Source organism: Salmonella sp. NW177 (assembly GCF_051811585.1).
GTDB classification, from domain to species: domain Bacteria; phylum Pseudomonadota; class Gammaproteobacteria; order Enterobacterales; family Enterobacteriaceae; genus Salmonella; species Salmonella enterica.
This window is the reverse complement of the sequence record NZ_JAMMZV010000002.1, coordinates 598,652-623,653: the sequence shown is the minus strand read 5'-3', so window position 1 is coordinate 623,653 and position 25,002 is coordinate 598,652. Positions and strand designations below refer to the sequence as shown.

At 52.0% G+C, this 25,002-nt stretch carries 26 protein-coding genes and 1 pseudogene; 22 read left to right on the top strand and 5 right to left on the bottom strand.

Going from position 1 to position 25,002, the window contains the following annotated elements:
- Positions 1–5 precede the first annotated feature (5 nt).
- The 12 genes from NA986_RS09740 (at position 6) to NA986_RS09685 (ending at position 5,816) form a co-directional block, all read left to right on the top strand.
- Complete coding sequence (locus NA986_RS09740) at positions 6–839, top strand: GPO family capsid scaffolding protein (RefSeq protein ID WP_023171079.1); 834 nt, start codon at positions 6–8, stop codon at positions 837–839.
- Between the two features lie 16 nt (positions 840–855).
- Positions 856–1,917 carry a phage major capsid protein, P2 family gene (locus NA986_RS09735; RefSeq protein WP_065348308.1) on the top strand — a complete coding sequence of 354 codons (1,062 nt, stop codon included), beginning with the start codon at positions 856–858 and terminating at the stop codon, positions 1,915–1,917.
- A gap of 3 nt (positions 1,918–1,920) precedes the next feature.
- Positions 1,921–2,571 carry a terminase endonuclease subunit gene (locus NA986_RS09730; RefSeq protein ID WP_065348309.1) on the top strand — a complete coding sequence of 217 codons (651 nt, stop codon included), beginning with the start codon at positions 1,921–1,923 and terminating at the stop codon, positions 2,569–2,571.
- 95 nt (positions 2,572–2,666) lie between these two features.
- Positions 2,667–3,131 (top strand): head completion/stabilization protein, encoded by a 465-nt coding sequence (locus NA986_RS09725; RefSeq protein ID WP_000673523.1) that lies wholly within the window; start codon positions 2,667–2,669, stop codon positions 3,129–3,131.
- The gene (locus tag NA986_RS09720; RefSeq protein ID WP_065348310.1) at positions 3,131–3,334 is read left to right on the top strand and encodes a tail protein X; all 204 of its coding nucleotides are present in this window, start codon (positions 3,131–3,133) and stop codon (positions 3,332–3,334) included. The genes NA986_RS09725 and NA986_RS09720 overlap by 1 nt, the downstream gene beginning before the upstream one ends.
- A gap of 3 nt (positions 3,335–3,337) precedes the next feature.
- Positions 3,338–3,553, top strand: a complete 216-nt coding sequence (locus NA986_RS09715; RefSeq protein WP_000171568.1) for an HP1 family phage holin — start codon at positions 3,338–3,340, stop codon at positions 3,551–3,553.
- On the top strand, positions 3,534–4,046 hold the full coding sequence (locus NA986_RS09710; RefSeq protein ID WP_065348311.1) for a lysozyme: 513 nt from the start codon (positions 3,534–3,536) through the stop codon (positions 4,044–4,046). The genes NA986_RS09715 and NA986_RS09710 overlap by 20 nt, the downstream gene beginning before the upstream one ends.
- A gap of 1 nt (position 4,047) precedes the next feature.
- Positions 4,048–4,425 (top strand): DNZ54_00345 family protein, encoded by a 378-nt coding sequence (locus NA986_RS09705; protein WP_065348312.1) that lies wholly within the window; start codon positions 4,048–4,050, stop codon positions 4,423–4,425.
- A complete protein-coding gene (gene lysB, locus NA986_RS09700) occupies positions 4,422–4,850 on the top strand; it encodes an Rz-like lysis system protein LysB (protein ID WP_065348313.1) in 429 nt (142 codons plus the stop codon). Before NA986_RS09705 ends, lysB begins: the two co-directional genes overlap by 4 nt.
- Positions 4,738–4,983, top strand: coding sequence for an Rz1-like lysis system protein LysC (lysC, locus tag NA986_RS09695; RefSeq protein ID WP_152896285.1), 246 nt, complete (start codon positions 4,738–4,740; stop codon positions 4,981–4,983). The genes lysB and lysC overlap by 113 nt, the downstream gene beginning before the upstream one ends.
- Entirely contained in the window at positions 4,946–5,377 is a 432-nt protein-coding gene (locus tag NA986_RS09690; protein WP_065348314.1) for a phage tail protein, read from the top strand. Before lysC ends, NA986_RS09690 begins: the two co-directional genes overlap by 38 nt.
- Positions 5,370–5,816 (top strand): phage virion morphogenesis protein, encoded by a 447-nt coding sequence (locus NA986_RS09685; protein WP_065348315.1) that lies wholly within the window; start codon positions 5,370–5,372, stop codon positions 5,814–5,816. The genes NA986_RS09690 and NA986_RS09685 overlap by 8 nt, the downstream gene beginning before the upstream one ends.
- Before the next feature lie 26 nt (positions 5,817–5,842).
- Here the strand turns inward: NA986_RS09685 and NA986_RS09680 are convergent, their stop codons facing one another.
- Both NA986_RS09680 and NA986_RS09675 read right to left on the bottom strand, forming a co-directional pair.
- Entirely contained in the window at positions 5,843–6,694 is an 852-nt protein-coding gene (locus tag NA986_RS09680) for a DUF4435 domain-containing protein (protein WP_065348316.1), read from the bottom strand.
- Complete coding sequence (locus tag NA986_RS09675) at positions 6,687–7,946, bottom strand: AAA family ATPase (RefSeq protein ID WP_065348317.1); 1,260 nt, start codon at positions 7,944–7,946, stop codon at positions 6,687–6,689. The genes NA986_RS09680 and NA986_RS09675 overlap by 8 nt, the downstream gene beginning before the upstream one ends.
- Positions 7,947–8,046: 100 nt before the next feature.
- Here NA986_RS09675 and NA986_RS09670 point away from each other — a divergent pair, with 100 nt between their 5' ends.
- The 9 genes and pseudogenes from NA986_RS09670 to NA986_RS09630 all read left to right on the top strand — a co-directional run bounded on the left by NA986_RS09670 (position 8,047) and on the right by NA986_RS09630 (position 19,086).
- On the top strand, positions 8,047–8,625 hold the full coding sequence (locus NA986_RS09670) for a phage baseplate assembly protein V (RefSeq protein WP_065348318.1): 579 nt from the start codon (positions 8,047–8,049) through the stop codon (positions 8,623–8,625).
- Complete coding sequence (locus tag NA986_RS09665) at positions 8,622–8,981, top strand: GPW/gp25 family protein (RefSeq protein ID WP_065348319.1); 360 nt, start codon at positions 8,622–8,624, stop codon at positions 8,979–8,981. The genes NA986_RS09670 and NA986_RS09665 overlap by 4 nt, the downstream gene beginning before the upstream one ends.
- Positions 8,968–9,876, top strand: a complete 909-nt coding sequence (locus NA986_RS09660) for a baseplate assembly protein (RefSeq protein WP_000268275.1) — start codon at positions 8,968–8,970, stop codon at positions 9,874–9,876. Before NA986_RS09665 ends, NA986_RS09660 begins: the two co-directional genes overlap by 14 nt.
- Entirely contained in the window at positions 9,869–10,474 is a 606-nt protein-coding gene (locus NA986_RS09655) for a phage tail protein I (protein WP_065348320.1), read from the top strand. The genes NA986_RS09660 and NA986_RS09655 overlap by 8 nt, the downstream gene beginning before the upstream one ends.
- A pseudogene (locus NA986_RS09650) lies at positions 10,471–11,337 on the top strand (phage tail protein); the annotation flags it as partial. The gene NA986_RS09655 and the pseudogene NA986_RS09650, both read left to right, overlap by 4 nt.
- 575 nt (positions 11,338–11,912) lie before the next feature.
- Positions 11,913–13,028, top strand: a complete 1,116-nt coding sequence (gene iroB, locus NA986_RS09645) for a salmochelin biosynthesis C-glycosyltransferase IroB (RefSeq protein WP_023216370.1) — start codon at positions 11,913–11,915, stop codon at positions 13,026–13,028.
- 80 nt (positions 13,029–13,108) lie between these two features.
- Positions 13,109–16,765 (top strand): salmochelin/enterobactin export ABC transporter IroC, encoded by a 3,657-nt coding sequence (gene iroC / locus NA986_RS09640; protein WP_070793839.1) that lies wholly within the window; start codon positions 13,109–13,111, stop codon positions 16,763–16,765.
- 109 nt (positions 16,766–16,874) lie between these two features.
- Positions 16,875–18,119, top strand: a complete 1,245-nt coding sequence (locus NA986_RS09635) for an esterase family protein (protein ID WP_023216137.1) — start codon at positions 16,875–16,877, stop codon at positions 18,117–18,119.
- Between the two features lie 31 nt (positions 18,120–18,150).
- A complete protein-coding gene (locus tag NA986_RS09630) occupies positions 18,151–19,086 on the top strand; it encodes an alpha/beta hydrolase (protein ID WP_023216136.1) in 936 nt (311 codons plus the stop codon).
- A gap of 41 nt (positions 19,087–19,127) precedes the next feature.
- Here the strand turns inward: NA986_RS09630 and NA986_RS09625 are convergent, their stop codons facing one another.
- From NA986_RS09625 to pipB2, 3 genes are all read right to left on the bottom strand, one after another.
- Positions 19,128–21,302 carry a TonB-dependent siderophore receptor gene (locus tag NA986_RS09625; protein WP_001747679.1) on the bottom strand — a complete coding sequence of 725 codons (2,175 nt, stop codon included), beginning with the start codon at positions 21,300–21,302 and terminating at the stop codon, positions 19,128–19,130.
- Between the two features lie 530 nt (positions 21,303–21,832).
- On the bottom strand, positions 21,833–22,165 hold the full coding sequence (locus NA986_RS09620; protein WP_077248411.1) for a hypothetical protein: 333 nt from the start codon (positions 22,163–22,165) through the stop codon (positions 21,833–21,835).
- A gap of 174 nt (positions 22,166–22,339) precedes the next feature.
- Positions 22,340–23,392: a type III secretion system effector PipB2 gene (gene pipB2 / locus NA986_RS09615; RefSeq protein WP_023216134.1), complete on the bottom strand. Its 1,053-nt coding sequence runs from the start codon at positions 23,390–23,392 to the stop codon at positions 22,340–22,342.
- Positions 23,393–23,909: 517 nt separating this feature from the next.
- Here pipB2 and NA986_RS09610 point away from each other — a divergent pair.
- Positions 23,910–24,839, top strand: a complete 930-nt coding sequence (locus tag NA986_RS09610) for a VirK family antimicrobial peptide resistance protein (protein ID WP_070793838.1) — start codon at positions 23,910–23,912, stop codon at positions 24,837–24,839.
- Positions 24,840–25,002: the final 163 nt, after the last annotated feature.

The following is a 25,002-nucleotide window of genomic DNA, read 5'->3' as shown; positions in this document are numbered from 1 at the left end:
GGCTCATGACAGTGAAAGCAAAGCGTTTCCGCATCGGTGTGGAGGGTGCCACCACCGACGGGCGCGAAATCCAGCGTGAATGGCTGGAACAGATGGCAGCTAGCTACAACCCGGCGGTGTATACCGCGCTGATTAACCTTGAGCACATCAAGTCTTATCTGCCGGACAGCACCTTTAACCGCTACGGCAAGGTGACGGCGCTGTTTGCTGAAGAAATCACGGAAGGTCCACTGGCAGGCAAGATGGCGCTGTATGCCGACGTTGAGCCAACGGAGTCCTTGGTGGAACTGGTGAAAAAAGGCCAGAAATTATTCACATCTATGGAAGTCAGCCCTAAGTTTGCCGACACTGGCAAAGCCTACCTGGTCGGCCTGGCTGCCACTGATGATCCCGCCAGTCTGGGCACTGAAATGCTGACATTCAGCGCCAGCGCCGAGCATAACCCGCTGGCGAACCGTAAGCAGAATCCCGAAAACCTGTTTTCGGAAGCTGTCGAAACGCTGATCGAACTGGAAGAGGTCCAGGACGAAAAGCCGTCCCTCTTTGCCCGCGTCACCGCGCTGTTCACCAAAAAAGAGCAGACCGACGATGCGAGATTTTCTGATGTGCATAAAGCCGTGGAGCTGGTCGCTACTGAGCAGCAGATCCTGAGCGAGCGCACTGATAAATCCCTGTCCGAACAGGACAAGCGCCTTTCTGAGCTGGAGTCCTCCCTGCAAGAACAGCTGGCCGCCTTTGCCGAGCTTGAGCAGAAGCTTAGCAGCGAAGACAGCCGTAAAGACTACCGCCAGCGCGCGCCGGGCGGTGACGCACCGACAGGCACCCTGACCAATTGCTGATGGAGCATAAAACCCGATGAAAAAGAAAACCCGCTTTGCCTTTAACGCTTACCTGCAGCAGTTGGCGCGCCTGAACAGTGTGGAGGTTGAAGAACTGTCCAGCAAGTTTACCGTGGAGCCGTCCGTGCAGCAGACGCTGGAAGACCAGATCCAGCAGTCCGCCGCTTTCCTGACGCTGATTAACATCACGCCGGTCACTGAGCAGTCAGGGCAGTTGCTGGGGCTGGGCGTTGGCAGCACCATTGCCGGAACCACCGATACCACCACCAAAGAGCGCGAGCCTACCGATCCGACGCTGATGGAAGACGTGGAATACAAATGCGAGCAGACCAACTTTGATACGGTGCTGACCTACGCAAAACTGGACCTGTGGGCGAAATTCCAGGACTTCCAGGTGCGTATCCGCAACGCTATCGTCAAACGTCAGGCGCTGGACCGCATCATGATTGGCTTTAACGGCGTGAAGCGCGCCAAAACCTCCAATCGTGCTGAAAACCCGCTGCTGCAGGACGTCAATAAAGGCTGGCTGCAGAAAATCCGCGAAGACGCGCCGGATCACGTCATGGGCAGCAAAACCACAGAAGACGGCACCACTACTGCGGAACCGGTAAAAGTAGGTCCGGGTGGTAAGTATGTAAATCTTGACGCGGTGGTGATGGATACCGTCAACGAGCTGATCGATGTGGAGTATCAGGACGATGACGATCTGGTGGTGATTTGCGGTCGTGAACTGCTGTCTGACAAGTATTTCCCGCTGGTCAACAAAGAGCAGGAAAACAGTGAAAAACTGGCTGCCGATATGATCATCAGTCAGAAACGCATGGGTGGCCTGCAGGCCGTGCGTGCGCCGTTCTTCCCGCCAAATGCACTGCTGATCACCCGTCTGGATAACCTGTCCATCTACTGGCAGGAAGACACCCGCCGCCGTTCAGTTATCGACAACCCGAAACGTGACCGGATTGAAAACTTTGAATCCGTTAACGAAGCCTATGTGGTTGAGGACTACCGCTGCGCCGCACTGGTGGAAAACATCCAGATTGGCGATTTCAGCGCCGCCGCAGCAGAAACCGGAGCGTAATTCATGAGCCTGAGTCCCGCACGGCAGCATCGCCTGCGCGTTCAGGCTGAACAGGCCGCCCGCGAGGGCGGCAGCGTTCGTCACGCGTCGGGCTATGACCTGATGCTGCTGCAACTGGCGGAAGACCGCCGCCGTCTCAAGGGCGTTCAGTCCATGGTGAAAAAAGCGGAAATCAAGGTGGAGCTGCTGCCGAAATATGCCGCCTGGGCGGAGGGCGTCCTGGCTGCCGGAGGCGCTCAACAGGATGACGTGCTTATGTACGTGATGCTGTGGCGCATTGATGCCGGAGATTATGCCGGGGCGCTGGAGATTGGGCGTCATGCATTGCGTCATGGCTGGGTGATGCCGCTGGGTAACCGCAATGTGCAGACCGTGCTGGCAGAGGAAATGGCAGACGCGGCACAGAGCGCGATGCTTGCCACTACCGGCTTTGACGTCGATCTATTGCTGCAGACGCTGGAGCTGACAGACGGTCTGGATATGCCGGACCAGTCACGGGCGCGTTTGCATAAAGCGATTGGCGCTGTCCTGAGTGAAAGTAATCCGGCTTCCGCCCTTAATCATCTCAACCATGCGTTACAGCTCGATCCCCGCTGTGGCGTGAAAAAAGACAAACAGCAGCTGGAGCGCAGACTGCGCAATGACAGCCGCTGACAGAACGTGCCCCCGCGCACGGGCGGCACGGGGTGGCGAAAGGCACTGCCACATCAAAACCCCGTCCACCGCCCTCTATTTCAGGAGAAAGCAGCATGAAGTTTGTTGCGCCAGAACAGGCACCGGAACAGGCGGAAATCATCAGGAATACGCCGTTCTGGCCTGATGTGGACTTGTCGGAGTTTCGCAGTGTCATGCGCACTGACGGCACGGTGACGCAGCCGCGTTTAAAGCAGGTTGCGCTGTCGGCAATTTCGGAGGTCAACGCAGAGCTGTATGAGTTTCGCAGACGCCAGCAGATGCTGGGGTATGCCTCGCTGGCAGAGGTTCCGGCAGAACAGCTGGACGGGAAAAGTGAGCGCATTCAGCACTATTTCAACGCAGTTTACTGCTGGGCACGCGCCATGCTCAACGAACGTTACCAGGACTATGACGCCACGGCATCCGGTGTGAAGCGAGGCGAGGAACTGGCGGAAGCCAGCGGTGATTTGTGGCGTGACGCCCGCTGGGCCATCAGCCGGGTGCAGGACGCGCCGCACTGCACAGTGGAGCTTATCTGATGAAAGTGCGAGCGCATCAGTATGACACGGTGGATGCACTTTGCTGGCGTCATTACGGGCGCACGCAGGGGGGCACGGAGCAGGTACTGAAGGCAAATCCGGGGCTTGCCGAATACGGCCCCTTTTTACCTCACGGGCTGCAGGTGGAGCTGCCGGACATTCCGACCACCACCACCGTGCAGACCGTCCAGCTATGGGACTGAATTATGACGCTTGAGCGAATCAGCGCCTTTATCACGTACTGCATCGCCGTTGTGCTGGCCTGGCTGGGCGATTTGTCCATCAAAGATGCCTCAACGTTGGGCGGTCTGATGATTGGTGTGCTGATGCTGGCTATCAACTGGTACTACAAACACAAAGCCTACCAGCTTCTGCGCGACGGGCAGATCTCGCGGGAGGACTATGAATCCATCAATCGTTAAACGCTGCCTTGTCGGGACCGTGCTGGCTATTGCTGCCACGCTGCCGGGTTTTCAGCAGCTTCACACCTCCGTGGAGGGGCTGAAACTGATTGCCGATTACGAAGGCTGTCGTCTGCAGCCGTATCAGTGCAGCGCGGCTGTCTGGACCGACGGCATTGGTAATACATCCGGCGTCATTCCAGGCAAAACCATTACGGAACGACAGGCAGCGGAAGGGCTGATCTCCAACGTGCTACGTGTGGAGCGGGCGCTGGAAAGGTGTGTGAAGCAACAGCCGCCGCAGAAGGTGTATGACTCGGTGGTATCGTTTGCCTTCAACGTGGGGACGGGTAATGCCTGCAGTTCCACGCTGGTGAAATTGCTCAATCAGCGGCGCTGGGCGGATGCGTGCCGACAGTTGCCGCGCTGGGTTTATGTGAAAGGTGTTTTTAATCAGGGGCTGGATAACCGCCGTGCGCGGGAGATGGCCTGGTGCTTACAGGGAGCAAACTGAAATGAAAAAGAAATTAATCAGCGGGCTGTTTCTGATGTTATGGATGGCGCTGTTAATAGCAACAATGATGTATCCGCAGGGAATTTTTCCGGCACTGGCAGCATCCGGCGTTTGGGTAGCCTGTCTGCTGACATGGGCAGTAATTCCGGTAGCACTGGCTGCGTTAATTAAGAACGGCCCGCTCTGGCAGGAGTTGACGGCATCTTTGCTGAAGAGCATTACCCGAAAAGAAAACGTATTTATCAGCTGGGTGATGCGATTGCTGATTGTCGTAAGTCTCGCCTGGACGGGGTGGGCCATTACCCTGGTCTTTTATCTGCTGACCATTATTGCCTTCTGGATCACACGTAACCAGATGGCGCAACAGGTAGCCGCATGAACCGGTTGCTGCTGGTTGTGCTGGCGTTATTACTGGCGACGCTGGGCTGGCAGACGTGGCGGCTGGCTGATGCCAGCCAGACCATCAGCACGCAGGCAGACGAACTGCAGAGCAAAAGCCAGGCGCTGGCAAAGAGCAACAGCCAGCTTATCAGCCTGTCCATTCTGACTGAAACCAATAACCGGGAGCAGGCGCGGCTCTATGCCGAAGCAGAACAGACCAGTGCACTGCTGAGACAACGACAACGCCGGATTGAGGAACTGAAACGTGAGAACGAGGATTTACGCCGCTGGTCTGATACTCCTTTGCCTACTGACATTATCCGGCTGCGGAAACGTCCGGCATTCACCGGAGGTGCAGCTTACCGTCAGTGGTTGTCCGCGGGTGACGCCGTGTCGGCTGGATCAGGCAGCGCCGCGCACTAACGGTGATCTGAACGCGTTGCTGGATGAAACGGAGGCCGCCTGGGCGGTCTGTGCAGACAAAGTGGACATGATTATTGCATGTCAGGAGCGAAACAGTGAACAAACCACAATCCCTGCGCCACGCCCTCAATAAAGCAGTGCCTTATGTCCGTAATAACCCGGACAAACTGCATCTGTTTGTGGATAACGGTTCACTGGTTGCCACGGGGGCCAGATCCATGTCATGGGAGTACCGCTACACCCTGAACGTGGTGATTGAGGATTTCAGCGGCGACCAGAATCTGCTGATGGCCCCGGTTTTGCTGTGGCTGCGGGATAACCAGCCCGATGCCATCAATAACCTGGCGTTACGGGAAAAGCTATTCACCTTTGAGGTGGATATTTTGCGCAACGATGTCTGTGATATCAGTCTTAACCTGCAACTGACGGAGCGTGTGCTGGTCAGCACTGACGGCAGTGTGTCGAGCGTTGAAGCTGTAACGGAACCCGATGAACCTGAAGAAATGTGGACGGTGAAACGTGGCTGAACTGCAGAAAGTGGACGACTGGCTGAGTGCCTTGCTGGCGAATCTGGAGCCTGCCGCGCGCAACCGTATGATGCGGCAACTGGCGCAGGAGCTGCGCCGGACACAGCAGCAAAATATCAGGATGCAGCGCAATCCAGATGGCAGCAGCTATGAACCTCGACGGGTAACAGCACGCAGTAAAAAAGGCCGCATCAAACGTCAGATGTTTACAAAGCTGCGCACCACAAAATACCTGAAAGCTGCCGCCAGCGCTGATTCTGCCTGTGTGCAGTTTGAAGGTAAGGTGCAGCGCATTGCCCGCGTTCACCATTACGGCCTGCGTGATCGCGTCAGTCGCAAAGGTCCGGAGGTACGTTACGCAGAGCGTAAGCTATTGGGTATCCATGATAAAGAATATTATCAAATCAAGGATACCCTACTTGAATGGTTATCTGAATAATATAAAAATACATCTGTATTTTTTTCTTATTTCATTTCGTGTGGCATATTTATGGCTTTAATTTTTTCGTGGTAATGATTAAACTCAATATGGGTATTGGTAAAATTAGATTCAAATGTATTCATTAAATTAGAATATAGTGATTCATATGATAAGGATACTTTTTTTCCATTTTTTTCTGCAGTTGTGCTAATGTACCTATGTACTGCAGAAAAAAGAAAATGACCTCTAAGCCACTTTCTGTATTCTATCGATTTTGATTTGAAAGATGAATCGATGTTATCTGGTTTTACACCTAACTTTTCAATGATGGTGTTTTTGTAATCCGTGATTTTTTGCTCGCAAATTTCATTTGACTTTCTAGATTTCATGAAGCGATCTGCACTGTCACCAATAACTGAAATGCCTTTTCTATAAATATGATTGTATATATCAAGCTTTATTAGGGGCTCCATTTTGGTATAAAAATCTTCTGTCCAAGAATCGACGTTGACATCGTTCATTATCTTTTGCGGTAATTTTCCGAGAGTTTTTATTGCTTTATATATGCCTGTTTTCTCAATAAATGTGTTTTCGATGGAGTGACCATAAGTTTTTACAATACGACTATCAGCATTTTCTTCATTTTCAAATGTAGTGAAGTCTGCATCACATGCAATTATAATTTGAAGATCTTCATCAGTAACTCTATCAATATATTTTTTTAATTCTTCACAGCCACCAACATCTTTGATTTCAACCTTTAATGAGCTAGCTTTATTAAAGATGATTTCCCAAAAGCAAATATCATCTGGGCCTTCAACATAAACCATGGCTTCAGCTTGGTAAAATAAATTCATTACATTTTCTGCTTCGGCAGAATAATGGAAATCATCCATGAACCAATTTCTCCATATCAAAGATTGCATTTCGATATTTAGAGGCCACTTCTGGTGAATGCGTAGCGGCGATAATTTGTGCATTAGGGTTAAGTTGTTTGATTGCAGGTATTATTTTTCGTTGCCATGCAATATGTAGTGATAATTCTGGTTCATCAGTAAGATAGATGAAAGGTTTGTTTTGCTGTAGCAAAGTTTCAATAAAAAGAATTAATAGCTGTTTTTCACCAGACGATAAATTACTATGGCTAATCGGCCCATGCTCGTTTTCTATTACTAGCTCACCGGAGATAAAATTAAATGTTTTATCGGTTATAAACTCATGTAATGTTTCTAAAAATAGATTTATAGGAAGAAATATGTTTTTTATTTCATCCTCGGATTTTAAAGACATCTTTATAATTCTTTGCGTCTTTCGTAATGCCTCAAATGATCTGTAATCTACATTTAAAATATTTCTGTTGTTTTTTTCTGCAAGTCGTAGTTCTTCAAATGTATTGGCAATAGATTCAACGTGAAAGTTAATCTTCTTTCTGACATCACTATCAAAAGCTCCAAGTTGAGAATATGCAGTTATTAAATTTCTACGTTCTTTTTCTTTATCAAAAGAAAAGTTAAATGTGTCATCGATACCATCTTCTTTACTATAAAGAATAGAAGCAAGAACCTCTTTCTGTAATTTTGCAGAAACATCACGAGCTCTTTGTGATAAGTAAAGCTGATATTTTGTTAGATTCTGCAATAATTGTTCTAATCGGTAATCAACAGGGTTGATTAATTTTGAGCCATATTTGTCTCTGATTTCAAAATCTTCACCGCTTCTAAGTCGGTAAACTGATAGAGAAGATAAAGCAACTAATTTATCTAGCTCTAACTTAAGTTTTTCAACGTCTTCCTGATATTTTCTCCTCATATATATAGGAAGTCTACGATCTTCAAAGGATCTGATAATATATTTCTTTCTAGAAATTGTATATTCAAACGTAGGCAAAGCCTTAGTTATGTCAAATTTACTCACAACTTTTATTGTTTTAGTTTTGCTTCCTTCTTTTATTTTTATTGTTACATTATCAAAACTATTCTCATTTAACGATTCAAGTTCTAATGCCAGAACTGAGTGAAGAATATTCATAAAGGTTGTTTTACCGGTCCCATTTCGACCAATAATAATATTTACATCTTCATTAAATGAACATGATGCATTTAGTCTTCCCCAAAAACCTTCAATCTTGACACTAGATAATCTAAACATAGGAATCCTTTATTTAGCCCATGAGTAAATGAACTTTGTATCATAACTGGCACAAAACTAAAGAGTTTTTTTATCAATCTTAAATCAGCATGATTAAATTATGAACGCACAATTAACCGAAATCATGCGCCTTATCACCAATCTGATCCGCACTGGGGTAGTCACCGAAGTGGACCGGGAGAACTGGCTTTGCCGGGTGAAAACGGGCGAGCTTGAAACTAACTGGATTAACTGGCTGACGCTGCGTGCCGGTGGTGCCCGTACATGGTGGTGCCCGTCGCCGGATGAGCAGGTGGTGGTGCTGAGCATGGGCGGCAATCTGGAAACCGCTTTTGTGCTGCCCGCTATCTACTCCAATCAGTTTGCGCCGCCGTCGGATTCTGTGGATGGCTGCGTGACGGAGTACCCGGACGGGGGCTGGTTTGAGTACGAACCCGCCACCGGGCGGTGGCATGTCCGGGGTATCAAATCCATGGTGATCGAGGCTGCGGACAATATCACCCTAAAAACCGGTGAGTTTGTGGTGGAGGCTGACACAACACGCATTAACAGCGAGGTGGTGATCAACGGCGGCGTCACCCAGGGCGGCGGCGCAATGAGTTCTAACGGGGTCGTGATGGATAAACACGGTCACACTGGCGTTAAGTCAGGCGGGGATACATCGGGAGGTCCGGTATGACGTTGTATATCGGTATGAGCAGGAATGACGGGCAGGTTATTGCAGATACCGACCATCTGCGCCAGTCGGTACGGGATATTCTGCTGACGCCGCAGGGCAGCCGTCTTGCCCGCAGAGAATATGGCTCCCTACTGTCAGCCCTGATTGACCAGCCGCAGAACCCGGCGCTGCGCCTGCAGATTATGTCTGCGGTTTATGTGGCGCTGAACCGCTGGGAGCCGCGCCTCACGCTGGACTCCATCACCATCAGCAGCAATTTTGATGGCTCCATGTTGGTTGAGCTTACCGGGCAGCGCAACAACGGCGCGCCGGTTTCCCTTTCCGTATCAACAGGAGCAGACAATGGCAGTGATTGACCTTTCCCAGTTGCCTGCGCCGCAGATAGTGGACGTGCCGGATTTTGAGACGCTGCTGGCTGAGCGCAAGGCCGCTTTTGTGCTCCTTTATCCGGCGGATGAACAGGACGCGGTGCGGCGCACACTGGCGCTGGAATCTGAACCCGTCACCAAGCTGCTGCAGGAAAGCACATACCGCGAAATCCTGCTGCGCCAGCGTATTAACGAGGCTGCGCAGGCGGTCATGGTGGCCTATTCGATAGGAAATGATCTTGAGCAGCTGGCAGCCAACTGCAACGTGAAACGTCTGACGGTAGTGCCTGCTGATAATGATGCAGTACCGCCGGTCGCCGCAGTGATGGAAGATGATGAGGCGCTGCGCCAGCGCATCCCTGCAGCATTTGAGGGACTGTCCGTTGCTGGCCCGACGGGAGCCTATGAATTTCACGCCAGAAGTGCGGACGGACGTGTGGCAGATGCCAGCGCAACCAGTCCGGCCCCTGCAGAGGTGGTACTTACCGTACTGAGCCGGGAGGGTGACGGTACAGCAGTAAAAGACCTGCTGGATGTGGTTGAAAAAGCCCTGAACAGTGAGAGTGTACGCCCGGTGGCTGACCGTCTGACGGTTCGTAGTGCGGAGATCATACCGTACCGGGTGGAGGCTACCATTTTTCTTTATCCGGGGCCGGAAGCGGAGCCTGTTATGGCGGCGGCAAAAGCCAGCCTGCAGAAGTACATCGCCAGTCAGACGAGGCTGGGACGTGATATCCGCCGCAGCGCCATTTATGCCGCGCTGCACGTGGAGGGCGTCCAGCGTGTGGAGCTAACGTCCCCTCTGGAGGATGTGGTGCTGGATAAGACGCAGGCGGCATCCTGTACTGAATGGAGCGTTACCAACGGGGGCACGGATGAATAGTCTGTTGCCGCCGGGTTCGTCGCCGCTTGAGCGCCGACTGGCGCAGACCTGCAGCGGGATTTCCGATCTGCAGGTATCGCTGCGTGATTTGTGGAACCCGGTAACCTGCCCGATCAGATTCCTGCCTTATCTGGCCTGGGCGTTTTCCGTTGACCGCTGGGATGAGAGCTGGACAGAAAATGTCAAACGCCGTGTGGTGCAGGATGCTTTCTATATCCATCAGCATAAAGGAACAACCAGCGCCGTGCGGCGTGTGGTTGAGCCGTTCGGCTTCCTGATCCGCATCATTGAGTGGTGGCAGACCGGCGAAACGCCGGGGACGTTCCGTCTGGATATTGGCGTACAGGATCATGGTATCACCGAAGACACCTATCTGGAGCTTGAGCGCCTGATAAGCGATGCCAAACCATGCAGCCGCCACATGACAGGTATGTCCATTAATATGCAGACCAGCGGCCCTTACTGGGTTGGCGCAGCCAGCTACCTTGGCGAAGAAATCACGGTGTATCCGTATATCAACGAAACCATCATTTCCGGCGGCACCGCATATGAAGGCGGAGCAGTCCATGTTATTGACACAATGAGAGTGAGCCCATGAGCGCAAAATTTTATACTCTGCTGACGGACATCGGCGCGGCGAAACTGGCAAGCGCCACCGCGCTCGGTATCCCGCTGAAAATTACCCATATGGCGGTGGGAGACGGTGGCGGTGTGCTGCCCACACCCAGCGCACAACAGACCGCGTTAGTTGCTGAGAGGCGCCGCGCAGCGCTGAATATGTTGTATATCGACCCGCAGAACAACAGCCAGATTATTGCTGAGCAGGTAATCCCGGAAACTGAGGGCGGGTGGTGGATTCGTGAGGTCGGCCTGTTTGATGAAACCGGTGCGCTGATCGCTGTGGGTAACTGCCCTGAGAGCTACAAGCCGCAGCTGACAGAAGGGAGCGGACGTACGCAGACCGTGCGCATGGTACTGATTACCAGCAGCACCGATAACATCACCCTGAAAATTGACCCTGCAGTAGTGCTGGCAACCCGTAAATATGTGGATGATAAGGCGCTGGAGCTGAAGGTATATGTAGACGACCTGATGGCAAAGCATCTTGCTGCGCCGGACCCGCATTCACAGTATGCGCAGAAGGACAGCCCGACACTCACAGGGATTCCAAAGGTACCGACGCCAGCGGCGGGTAACAGCACTAAACAGATTGCAAACACGGAATTTGTGGCATCGTCTATCGCGGCAATAGTGGATTCTGCGCCTGCAGCACTGGATACGCTGAACGAGCTGGCAGCGGCTCTGGGGAATGACCCGAACTTTGCCACGACGATGATAAACGCTCTGGCTGGAAAGCAACCGCTGGACAATACACTGACGAATTTAAGCGGAAAAGATATCGCCGGCCTTCTCACATACCTCGGTTTTCAAGAACCAATAAATCGTGTGGCTGATGCGCTATAAAAATCGCAGAGCGGTGACGATATCCGCATAAGGAGCTGTTCGTTCGCAACATTCGAACGGTGGCGTTAAAGCCGGTTTCATTGGTTAATGAAGACGAAGGGGACAAAATTACTACAGAGTTGATACCACAGAGATAGTCCAGGCTCGCAGGTGATATGGGATTTAACGCCGGAAAGTCCACACAGAACACGATCCGCCGCCGGACACCGTTAAATTGCCCGGCAACGTGTTATCAATACTACTCCCTACGTTTCCCGTTATCTTGCTGTCGGTACGTTTACCTCATTGTCTGAAAGGTTATTTACGAAGTTATCATTAATAATCCACGGGCGTCTGGTATGCGAATCCAGTTCCCCAATCCTGGCGCTTTGCCTTCGCGACCATACGCGCGTAAATAAGTCTGAAACCAAACTTCACCGCTTAACGCTCTCCTCTTTCCCGATTTTTACGCAAAAAATCATCACATGAACAAGTGTCGTATTTGTTATTGCATTTTACAAATGATATTGGTAATTATTATCATTCTCATTAAAAATTTGTTAGATTTATGACGTGGAGAGAGAGGATTTCTCATGCGTATTCTGTTTGTCGGTCCACCACTGTATGGACTGCTATACCCTGTGCTGTCCCTGGCGCAAGCGTTTCGTGTTAATGGCCATGAAGTGCTGATTGCAAGCGGTGGAAAATTTGCACAGAAAGCAGCCGAAGCTGGGTTGGTGGTATTTGACGCTGCGCCTGGTTTCGATTCGGAAGCGGGTTATCGCCGTCAGGAGGCATTACGAAAAGAAAATAACATTGGAACAAAAATGGGGAACTTCTCATTCTTCAGCGAAGAGATGACTGACCCGCTGGTCGCGTTCGCCGGGCAGTGGCGACCAGATCTCATCGTCTATCCTCCCCTTGGGGTCGTTGGACCACTGATTGCCGCTAAGTATGACATTCCGGTAGTGATGCAAACCGTCGGCTTCGGTCATACGCCCTGGCACATCAAAGGCGTGACGAAATCACTTTCTGACGCCTACCGCCGCCATGGGGTCAGCGCGCCACCAAGAGATCTGGCGTGGATAGACGTCACACCGCCCAGCATGAGCATACTGCAAAATGACGGAGAGCCGGTTATCTCCATGCAATACGTCCCGTATAACGGCGGCGCCGTCTGGGAAGAATGGTGGGAACGTACACCTGATCGCAAGCGTCTTCTGGTCAGCCTCGGCACCGTCAAACCGATGGTGGATGGCCTGGATCTGATTTCCTGGGTAATGGATTCTGCCGGCGAAGTAGATGCCGAAATCATCCTGCATCTTCCGGCAAACGCCCGCTCGGATTTACGTTCACTGCCGCCGAATGTCCGTCTGGTCGACTGGCTTCCGATGGGCGTTTTCCTTAACGGCGCCGACGGTTTTATCCACCATGGCGGCGCAGGCAACACCCTGACGGCGCTGCATGCCGGCATTCCGCAGATAGTCTTTGGCCAGGGTGCCGACAGACCCGTCAATGCCCGCGCCGTGGTCGAGCGCGGATGCGGCATTATTCCCGGTAAGAGCGGGCTTACCAGCAGCATGATCAATACCTTCCTCGGTAATCGCGCGCTTCGCGAGGCGTCGCAGGAGGTCGCGGCGGAAATGGCGGCCCAGCCTTGCCCGACCGAGGTGGCAAAAAAACTGATCGCCATGCTGCAACACGGCTAACCGCGGCAGCGCAATGACAATATGGCGGCTGAACCCAGCGTGTGTCGCCATATCTCATCTTTCACCGATAAGGAGGCTTAATGCCCGCGACTCATTCCCCCATGCCCGCTCGTGCCTGGATAGTTCGCCTTGCCCGCGTGTGTTGGGAACGTAAAACACTGAGCATCATTGTCATCGTAGCATCAGTATCGACCATTTTACTGGCTGCGCTGACGCCGCTAATAACGCGTCAGGCCGTCAATGACGCGATAGCAGGCGATACGACCCACCTGCCGTTACTTGCCTGCGGCCTGCTGTTAATTGCCCTTTTTGATTTTATCGGGAATTACGTGCGCCGCGGCTATGCCGGAGAACTCTCGTTGTGGGTTCAGCATACGTTACGTAGCCGTGCGTTCGACAGTATTCAAAAACTGGACGGCGCAGGCCAGGACGCCTTGCGTACCGGGCAGGTCATTTCGCGTACCAACAGCGATCTTCAACAGGTACACACCTTGCTACAGATGTGTCCGGTGCCGCTGGCGGTGCTCACTTACTATGTGGCCGGTATCGCGGTGATGCTATGGATGTCGCCATCCATGACGCTTATCGTGATTTGCGTACTGGCCGCCCTTGCCATTACCGCCCTGCGCGCCCGTCGCCGTGTTTTCGCGCAAACGGGGCTTGCCTCAGACCGGCTGGCGCACATGACGGAACATATGCGCGAAGTATTGGAACAGATCTCAGTGGTGAAGTCCTGCGTGGCGGAGTTGCGCGAAACGCGTTGGCTCGATGGTCAGTCGCGGCAGATGGTGCGGGTACGCATCGGCGCCGCTATCTCGCAGGCGATGCCGGGCGCAACCATGCTGGCGCTACCGGTGATAGGGCAAATCGTCCTGCTGTGCTATGGCGGCTGGTCGGTAATGAATGGGCGCATCGATCTGGGAACCTTCGTTGCGTTCGCGAGTTTTCTCGCTATGCTGACCGGTCCTACCCGCGTACTGGCATCGTTTTTGGTTATCGCACAGCGCACACAGGCGTCGGTGGAGCGCGTCTTCGCGCTTATCGACACGCGTTCTCGCATGGAAGACGGTACTGAGTCGGTTGAAGGTCAGATTATCGGGCTGGACGTGGAGAAGATGAGTTTCCACTACGACAACGGTAACCGTATCCTCAATGAGATCTCGTTTTCCATTCACGCCGGTGAAACCGTGGCAGTGGTTGGCGCCTCCGGCTCCGGGAAATCAACGTTGCTGATGTTGCTGGCGCGCTTTTACGATCCTACCTCCGGCGGGGTGTGGCTCAACACTACTACGGGTCAACAGAATATTCGCGACCTGAAACTGACGGCGCTTCGTCGTCGCGTTGGCGTAGTGTTTGAAGACGCGTTTCTGTTTGCCGGTACGGTGGCGGAAAACATCGCCTATGGGCACCCGCAAGCGACTCAGGACGACATTCGACGCGCCGCCGATGCCGCAGGCGCCAGCGGGTTCATCAATGCGCTACCGCAGGGGTTCAACACCCGACTGACCGAACGCGGAAGCAACCTCTCCGGCGGCCAACGCCAGCGTATTGCGCTAGCCCGGGCACTGATTACCGCGCCGGAACTGCTGATTCTCGATGACACCACCTCGGCGGTCGATGCCGGTACTGAAGCGGAAATTAACACGGCTCTTGGTCGTTATGCCGATAATGAGCATATGCTGCTGGTGATTGCACGCCGCCGTTCAACACTGCAGTTAGCCGATCGGATCGTCGTGCTGGATAAAGGCCGCGTCGTGGATATCGGTACCCAGGCGGAGCTGGATGCAAGGTGTCCGACGTTTCGCTCGCTGATGAGCGGCGAGGGGGATTTTCTCGCCCTTGCCCCGGCAGAACAACGTACGCTATGGCCAACAACGCAGGCGGTAAAATCCGACGACGCGCATGAGCGCCAGACAACCGCCGGAAAAGGTTTTGTCGACCGGATGACGCGCGTTCCGGAACGCGCCGTACAGATGGCGCTGGCAGGCCACGGGCGTCAAGTCTCATCGCTGCTGACGCCAGTAGCCTGGATGTTCGTCATCGCCGCCCTGCTTATCGCGCTTGATTCCGCCGCAGGCGTTGGCGTGCTGGTGCTTTTGCAGCGCGGTATTGACTCAGGCGTTGCCGCAGGGGATATGTCGACTATTGGCATATGCGCCCTGCTCGCGCTGTGTCTGGTAGCGATCGGTTGGTGCTGCTATGCGCTGCAAACGATCTTCGCCGCCCGCGCGGCAGAGTCGGTACAGCATACGGTACGCTTACGCAGCTTCAGCCACCTGCTACGCCTGAGTCTTCCCTGGCACGAGAAGCACATCGACTCGCGTCTTACTCGCATGACCGTCGACGTTGATTCACTCGCCCGATTTCTGCAAAACGGTCTTGCCAGCGCGGCCACCAGCATCGTGACGATGGTCGCTATCGCCGCGGCAATGTTCTGGCTTGACCCCATTCTTGCGTTAACGGCATTAAGCGCCGTACCTGTAGTAATGCTGGCGACGTGGATTTACCGCCGTTTGAGCTCGCCTGCTTACGCCCAGGCACGGCTGGAAATTGGTAAGGTGAACAGTACGCTTCAGGAAAAGGTCTCCGGTATGCGGGTAGTGCAGTCACACGGCCAACAGAAGCAGGAAGCCGCCAGGCTACGGGCGTTATCAGACAACTTCCGCGCCACCCGCGTGCGGGCGCAAAAATACCTTGCCGTTTATTTTCCGTTCCTGACCTTCTGCACCGAGGCTGCCTATGCCGCCGTGCTTTTAATCGGAGCGACCCGGGTCGCCGGAGGCGAAATGACGCCCGGGATACTGGCGGCGTTCTTCCTGCTACTGGGACAATTTTATGGCCCGGTACAGCAGTTGTCAGGCATTGTCGATTCCTGGCAGCAGGCGACCGCCAGCGGCAAACATATCAATGCGCTATTGGCGACTGAGGAAACGGAGAATATTGAACCGTCCTCCATAACGCCTGGCACTGGCGGCGCGCTACGTCTGGAGGCATTGACATTCCGCTATCCCGAAAAAACGCAACCTGTGCTTGATAATCTCTCGCTCACCATTCCGCCAGGAACGGTAGTCGCGGTGGTCGGACGTAGCGGCGCCGGCAAATCGACGCTGATCAAGCTGCTGGCCGGGCTCTATTCTCCCGGCAGCGGGCAAATCCGTGTCGGTGAGCGCCTAATTGATGCCGCGTCGCTTAGTGATTATCGTCGCCAGACGGGGCTGGTCACTCAGGATGTCGCATTATTTAGCGGCGATATTGCCGAAAATATCCGCTATTCGCGGCCAGACAGCAGCGACACGGAGGTGGAGATCGCGGCGCGACGGGCGGGACTCTTTGAAACTGTGCAACATCTGCCGCTGGGGTTTCGTACTCCGGTCAATAACGGCGGCACGGATCTGTCCGCGGGCCAGCGTCAGTTGATTGCCCTCGCGCGCGCCCAACTGGCACAGGCGCACATTCTGCTGCTCGACGAGGCGACAGCACGTATCGACCGCAGCGCCGAGGAGCGCTTAATAACCTCGCTTACCGGAGTGACGCATACCGAGAAACGCATCGCGCTTATCGTCGCGCACCGACTGACCACCGCTCGCCGCTGCGATGTTATTGTCGTAATCGATAAAGGATGTATCGCTGAATATGGCAGCCATGAGCAGTTGATAGCGGCTCATGGCCTGTATGCTCGTCTGTGGCGGGCCAGCGTCGGCCAGACACGCGATACGCAAGGAGAGGTCGTAGGATAGTTTTTATCGCCACGATTTACGCAAAAGAAAGCCCGCAAGCGGCTGTTCCTGTAACAGCCGCTTTAACTATTGATACTGACCGAAATATAAACGAGATGGAATACAAAGAATGAGACTGAGCCCGCCCGTCGCTCCTGTCGCTATACAGACCGCTACGCGCCTTCGCCGTCAACTCGCCGCCGGAAGCCAGGTTGACGCTTCTCACTTCTGGCGAGAAGCAAACTCGCTCGCACTGCCGCTGGTGACAGCCATTAACGGCGCAGACGATGAACGGGAAGTCACCTTCCTGTGGCGTGCCGCCTCTCCTCTGCGGGGGGTTTATGTTCGCCTGAACCGTGTCACCGATAAAGATAACGTGGCGAAAGGTATGATGACGCAACTGCCCACAACGGATATCTGGCATCTGACACTTCGCTTACCGGCGTCCTACTGCGGTTCCTATACGATGGTCGAAATACCACCGGAAACCCCGGACGAGACGGTGTTGCAGCTTGGAAGCCGTTTCGCCTCCCTTGTCGGGAAGGCGGACCCGCTGAACAGCACGCCGGGAATAAATGTTCGGGGCAATGCGCAGGAGTCCGTTCTGGCGTTGGATCATGCCCCGGCACAGGAGGAGTGGTCAGGCTGTCGCGCTTACGCCGGGCAGCTTTTCACCTCAGAGCATCGGCTCGCCGGACAACGTCGCCGTGTGCGGCTGTATCTTCCTGACGTTCCTGTCGAACAACCGCTGGGCTTGCTGGTACTCACGGATGGCGAGATCTGGTTCGACCATCTTGGGGTAAGCGCCGCCATTGACGCCGCCATCCGCAGCGGACGCATCGCGCCGGTGGCCGTACTCGGCGTTGATAATATCAATGCGCGTGAACGCGTCGCAATCCTCGGCGGTCGCCGCGAGCTGGTGCTCGACATTGCCGAACGCCTGCTGCCAACCCTTCGCGCCAAATACCCGGAACGGCGGTGGGCTGACCGTACACAAACGGTGCTGGCAGGGCAAAGCCTCGGCGGCGTGACCGCGCTGATGGCGGCCCGCCACGCGCCAGAGAGCTTCGGCCTGGTGCTGAGCCACTCCCCCTCAATGTGGTGGACGCCGGACAACCGCAACCGCCCGGACCATTTCAGCGCAGAAGAGCGCTCATGGGTCAGCGAACATGTGTTATCCGCGCCCTCGCCAGCCGTACGTACGCATCTGTGCGTGGGATCGTTAGAAGGTTCGACGGTCCCGCAGGTCAAACAGTTGCATGAAAAATTGCGCGCCGCCGGCGTTGAAAGCCATTGCAGCGTGTACACCGGCGGTCACGATTATGCCTGGTGGCGCGGCGCGCTGATTGACGGATTACGTCTACTGCCCCGATAAAACTTCACCTGCCAAAAAGGAATCACATCCGATGTATGGTCGCCAGTATCACAACAAGTGCTATCGCATGGCGCTATTTTTAGTGAGTTTTTGTTTTAGCGCGCTGAGTTATGCGCAGCCGGATATGCAGCCATTAGGGCCGAATATTGCTGATAAAGGTTCGGGATATTACCATTTTAGGGTCAATGACTTTCAATCTGCCGATGGCGCAAGACATTACCGGGTATGGACCGCTATTCCCAACAAAGCCGCCCCGCCGTCGGGTTATCCTGTCTTATATATGCTGGACGGCAACGCAGTGATGGACAGACTGCCGGAGACGCTGCTCAAACAACTGGCAGACCACTCGCCGCCGGTGATTGTGGCGATTGGCTATCAGACTAACCTGCCGTTTGATCTTAACGGCAGAGCTTATGACTATACGCCGGCACCGGGAATCAAGCGCGATGGCAGTGAAAATAACCCGCGTTTTCATCGTAAAACCGGCGGCGGGCCAGCGTTCCGCCAGCTACTGGAGAGACATATCGCGCCGCAGGTGGAACAAGAAATAACCATCAACCCCGAACGGCGCGGGGTATGGGGACATTCTTATGGCGGCCTGTTCGTTTTGGACTCCTGGCTGTCGTCATCCTTCTTTCATATCTATTACAGCGCCAGCCCGTCACTCAGCAGGGATAACTTTGCCCTGTTGAATCGCCTTACGGCAGTGAAGCCGTCGCCGTTCTGCCATAAAAAACTCATTATAATGGAAGGTTCAGCGTCGAATGGGGATAGCAGGCAATGCCAGATGGCCGAGCTCCTGCAAAAAGTTCAGGAGACCGTGAGAACGCTTGAGAACAACGGCGTTAACGCGGCCCTGCAGCATTACCCGGGCCTGGGCCACGGGCCCATGTTTAACGCCTCTTTTCGCAGTGCATTGCTGGATATCAGTCGCGAACCGGCAAGCCAAAAACCACGCTGTCATTAACCCGCCGCCAGAATATGCCCGCCAGCGACGGGCATAATCCATCAAAACGAGGCCGTCACACCGGCATAATAAGCCCGACCCGGTTCGTTATAGGTATTTGCCCCTTCGGCGGAGCGATAGATCTGTTTATCGAAGATATTGCTGATACCGACATTAAGACGCAGGTTCTTATTGATATCGTAGTTAACGTTAGCGCCGACCAGTGAGTAAGCCCCCAGCGCTTTCCCGGACAATCCTTTGGTCTCTTCACTACGCGACTCCGCATGTGTTCGCGGTTTTTGCTTGCCGTATAACGTCCAGTTGACGTTAGCGGAGAGCGCGCTGGTAATAGTCCAGTCGAGGAAGGTATTCACCGTATATTTCGGGATTATCGATAAGGGATTGCCGGTATCTTTTTGCTCAGAAGCGATCATATAAGTCGCATTGGTATTCCAGTTCAGACGGTCCGGCATCAGCGGAACAGCCATGCTGGCTTCAATACCTTCAATCAGCGCCTTACCGCCGTTCTGCCACTGCAATACATAAGCGCCAGATGCGCTTCTGCCAATAATCTTATCACCTGCGACAATCTTATTCTGATAATCGTTACGGAAATACGTTACGCTTGCGTGGTAATCGTCTACGGTAAATTCCAGCCCAATCTCTTTATTAATGCTAATTTCAGGATCGAGGTTCTTATTACCGACCAGGTAACAGCCGCCCGACGTAATATCTTTTGGACAACCGTTGCCTTTCGAATAGAGTAAATACCCCTCACTGGTTTGATACAAGTTCGGTGCCTTAAAGGCACGGGCAATACCGGCTTTCACCTTGACGTATTCACCTAACTCCTGGGAAAGGTTAAGACTGGGACTAAAATTACTCCCGGATTCGCTCAAATAGTCAAAACGCAGACCCGGAATAATATTGGTACCGGCCATGGGTTCGATATTATCTTCAACGTACAGCGCACTGATTTCCGATTTATTTTTGCTGCTACGGTTAGCCGCCGAACCGGAAATCCCGGCGATATTGCTATCCTTAACCGTCAGACTGGTAGAGGAAGGATCGTTCAGCTCATCGCGGTTCCACTCCGCGCCGACGGTGAGCGTTTGCTCAAATAGCCATATCACCGGGACATTCACCTCGCCGCTGGTGCGATACGAGGTCAGGCGGTTAGTGGTGAACGTCTGGTCGTTGGTAATACGCCCCTCGCCGCCGCCGGAGAGCCCCTCATTCATGCGGGTATTATCGGTTTTTTCATAGTAGAACCCCAGGCGGCTTTGCCCCCAGTCCCAGATGCCGTTATGAGTTAGACCGTAATTCTGCCGGTACAGGCGATTGGTCTCCCGCCCGGACTGCGCGAGACTTTTGGTAACCGCGTTTGAAGTACTGTTTTGCGTATCGCCGGCATAGATATTCCCCTGCCGACTGTATCCCGCTTCAAAATCAAGGATTTGCTGCGGGGTCATTTTCCATGAGAAGACGCTATTAATATCTTTATTGGTGACCCCCTCCCGTCCAGCGGCATTCTTGGTACCGGCGGAGGAGTTAATATCCCAGCTGTCGGCATCGGTTCTGTTGAGATTACCGTACAGGCGCATCGTCAACGTATCTCCAGCCAACGGGCCGCTAAGGCTAAAGTTACCCCGCCGGGTGTCACCTTCTTTGCTGCTTTCCGGCTGGTTGGTATAGAGCGACAGCGAGCCGTGCCAGTCATTAGTGGGGCGTTTGGTGATGATATTCACCACCCCGCCTGCGGCACCGGAGCCATAGCGCGCGGCGGCGGGCCCACGGATCACTTCAATACGTTCTACCATCTCCGGCGGTACCCAGTTTGTATCGCCACGGGTGTCGCGTTCTCCGCGCCAGCTATAGCGAACCGAATTTCGCGACGTCACCGGCACGCCGTCAATCAGCACTAAGGTATTTTCCGGCCCCATACCACGAATATCAATTTGTCGGTTATTTCCGCGCGTTCCCGAGGCGCTATTGCCGGTAAGATTAACCCCAGGCATCTTACGAATAATATCGGCAAGATCGTTAACGGGAGGATTCTTTTGAATATCGTCACGAGTAATAATCGAAACGCCCGGCTGTTGCTTTAATACTTGCTCGGCGGTGGATTCAACCACCATCGTTTCGCCGTTGTCGTCAGTAGATTCTGCTGCTGATAATGGACTATTAACCCCTGTAGAAACCACGGTTATTAACCAGATGAACTTCTTAACTCTCATACCCATTCCCTAAATAATGTCTAAAGTAGCGCTGTTGCCCTCAAGCTCACATCCTTGCCAGGTTACGTCTATATAGTAATTATTATCATATGCTAATGATAATAATTATCATTCAATTAAGAAAAAGGCAATCTTTCGACCACAAAAATCTGGTAATAAAAAAACGGAAACGGGATTTTGCAATATGACTCTCTGTCCGGGCTCCGCTTTGCCAGTAAATCCGGGAAGGGGGGCAGAATGCGCCTACTGAACGGAGGTTTTACAAAATAGGAGTAGAGAAATAAAACTATTTTTCAAAGGGTTAATGACAAGAAACACCCTGGTAAGATGGTATAGCACGGTTCAGGGTTCACCGGCGCTTCCCTGCCGACGGCGAACCGTTCTTACAGTTTGCCAGCGACTTTCCCGCTGGGTAATGGTGGGATCGGATACGATTGTAGTCATTCGATATTTGATGATGAAAGTGATGTTGGCGCCAAAATACAAAGCGCCTGGTAATATTTATCAGGCGCTTTGCAGACTGAAAACCATTAAACATCGGTTTCTCGTTCTCCAGGAACTACTGGAAAATATGGCAACCCACAGTTAGTGGATTTTACTGTCGGGTCTTGCCAGGGATGTTGTGTTACCCCCAGGTCTTTTAAAAGACCTCGTAACAGCACTAACTCACTGGGTGTCATTTTTTGCTTTGGTTCACCCTCCTTAGGTGGACGAATATCCTCCTGACTAGTACATGTAACACAATAACCTTTTAACTCTATCCACTTAGGCTTAGGGGGGGCCTTAGGATCGGGAGGCGTCGGGCTGGCAACGCACGAACAGGCACTTATACATCCAGGCATAACGTTTTCCTTTTCAAACAATTCGCTTTAGTTGGAAGTTCTACTTGAGAAAATAGAAATAGTTATTCAGATATTTTGATCGTCGCATACTCCTGTAATAATAAAAGATACTGTAAATAATTAACTCTCGGCTACTATTCAGTAGCAGATTGTCATTCTTACATTGCTTTTATTTCAGATTCACGTCAAAAAGGGCTAAATATTTTCACTATAAAATTCGTTAAAGAGTGTTTGTGTACTTGTAGACATTCTGGCGTCTTCGGTACGCAAATGGGTTAGTGTACAATCTTTAAAACAGGTATTGTTTAAATTAGCCTCAGCCAAATCAGCCCTGTCCAGGTTCGTAGAAATGAAACTCGCCTTTCGCAGGTTTGCCCGGGTTAAGATAGCGCCTTCCATATCAGCAGCCATTATAGTAGCACCCTGTAATGTCGCACCGCTCATATCAGCACGTATAAGGGTTGCGCCTGAAATATTAGCGTGATCCATATTTGCACCGGAGCAAAGACATTCTACCATGCTACAGCCTAACAGACTTGTGTATTGTAAATTGGCGCCAGTAAGATTAGCGCGATCGAGGGTAGCGCCACACATAATACTATCTTCCAGACAGGCGTTCATTAAATTACTGTCGCCTAATGATGCTCCCGATAGATTTGCACCCTTAAAATTTGCACCGTCACAATCCGCCATAAACAGTACTGCCCCCCCTAAATCTGCGTCGCTTAGGTCTGCGCCACATAAATTTTCTGCCGTCAGATTTGCTCCGGTAAGGACAGCGCCTTTAAGATTCATGCCTCCCTGGGCAGTTAACATTACAGAATCCTGAGGGAGAGAAAATTCGTATCTGAATAGTAAAACTCGGCATATTTTTTCAAAAGAGGCAAACGGGATTTCTCTTGTCTCAGAATTGTCGCCTTTACTGACCCGTACAATAACTTGTTCAGCTTCGTTATTCTCACCAGGAAGATTAAATTCGACACGATACCCATCCATATCCTCCAGTATGATGTTTTCTGGCAACGGAGCACCTCTGTCAGGCATTGAACTTTTCAATGTATCAGCCATAGTGTCTATCAATTCCTGATATTGTGCTTCATTTTTCCGACGTACCCCACCACAGGTAAAAAAGTTGATGATATATTCCAGAATAGTTTTGGGAGAGGTAGCTTGCCGCATAGCAGCAGAAGTCCCCGCGCCAAAAGCAGATGTAGCCATACCGGCCAGACTACCGAGTGAACGCTGCATATATTTTCTCCCAGAGAGAGCAACACAGTACATGATAAAATTTATCATATAGATTTGCATTTAGATATAAGGTGAATACCCCCTTTGCGTCTGGTTACATAATAACGTATCACGACGCTTTGCTGTCTGGCTTACACAATAGCAGCCAAATAAATATATTGGCTTATACTCGTCATACTTCAAGTTGCATGTGCTGCGGCTGCGTTCCCTCCTCCCAGTCACTTACTTTAGTAAGCTCCTGGGGATTCGCTCGCTTGTCGCCTTCCTGCAACTCGAATTATTTAGAGTATAAACATTATTTAAAATAATAAACACGGCATTCGTTTTAATACTACGTTCAGGACTCATCCCACTCATTAGCAGAAAACCTATTAAAAAGCGTGTTCAGGCGTTTTATTGCTGCCATTGATAAACTGTTTAACAACGTCGTCTGTACAGGTCTTCTTCGTTGCCTTTACGTTTAACTCAATCAGGCTACCGTCTCGGTTATAAGTCTATCGAGTAGTAGGGACGTAGTATGACGATGCAGCAAAGTGATATGGAAAGATATAATCCATTATTAATGTTAAAAGAAGTCATGGCGCAGACGCCTTATCGCCATAAACGCTGGGGAGAGCGTAAGTTTCGCTATAAATTTGTATTACGTTGCCTTATTAACCCCATAACGACAATTAAATACTTCAATGAATTATGCCATCTGTCTCAGCCCAGAACGCTGATCACTCATCGTCCACTGTTGCCGGCAAAAATCCAGCGGCCCTATTTGTATACCGGACTTAGCATACGTTGCCGGGCAAGGGCTATTCTGGAACACTATCAGTTCGTTCAGTCCTTTCCGGAAAATAAAATTAAAAAGGTCCTTCTGTCCGAGGAACAAATCTTACTCGCTCACCTGGAAGGAAAAAACGGCGCTCTGGTGGATATCTACTGCGGTCCCTGTGGCTATGACAGAGAAGGTGAACTGACATTAACGCTGTGCTTCAATGATACGCCGTTGGCACGTTTATCATTTTCCTTTATCCGCCATGAAGGGAAGCAAATAGCGCTGGTTGCCGGGTTACAAGGGCCCAGTAAACATGTCGGCCCACAAGTCATACGTAACGCCACCAAAGATTGTTACGGTCTCTTTCCTAAACGGATGCTGTATGAAGCATTTGCGACATTGATGCAGGCCTGTAATGTCGACGAGATTTACGCGGTAAGTGAAAACAACCATGTTTATCGTCAACTCAGGTACTTATTCCAGAAGAAAAAAACTTTTGTGGCCAGCTATAGTGAATTCTGGGAGTCGCTAAACGGCGTTAAGAAAGGTGCCTTATATCATCTGCCATCACAGGTGATGCGTAAAGCGCCTGAAAGTATCCCCAGCAAAAAACGCGCAGAGTATCGGAAGCGCTATCATATTCTGGATACAATAATACAAGAGGTTAACAGCCTCTCCCGGTAGAACTATTTCATACGCGGATGCGCAGATCCTGCTACCGTTCAGCGGATCTCTTTGAAATCTGTATCGCTACTGGATGGTTAAATACAGAATGGCTTGCGAGTGAAAAGCGCGGCATTAAACCGTCGCTTTCACTCATGCTATGATCAACATCTTAATCTTATTC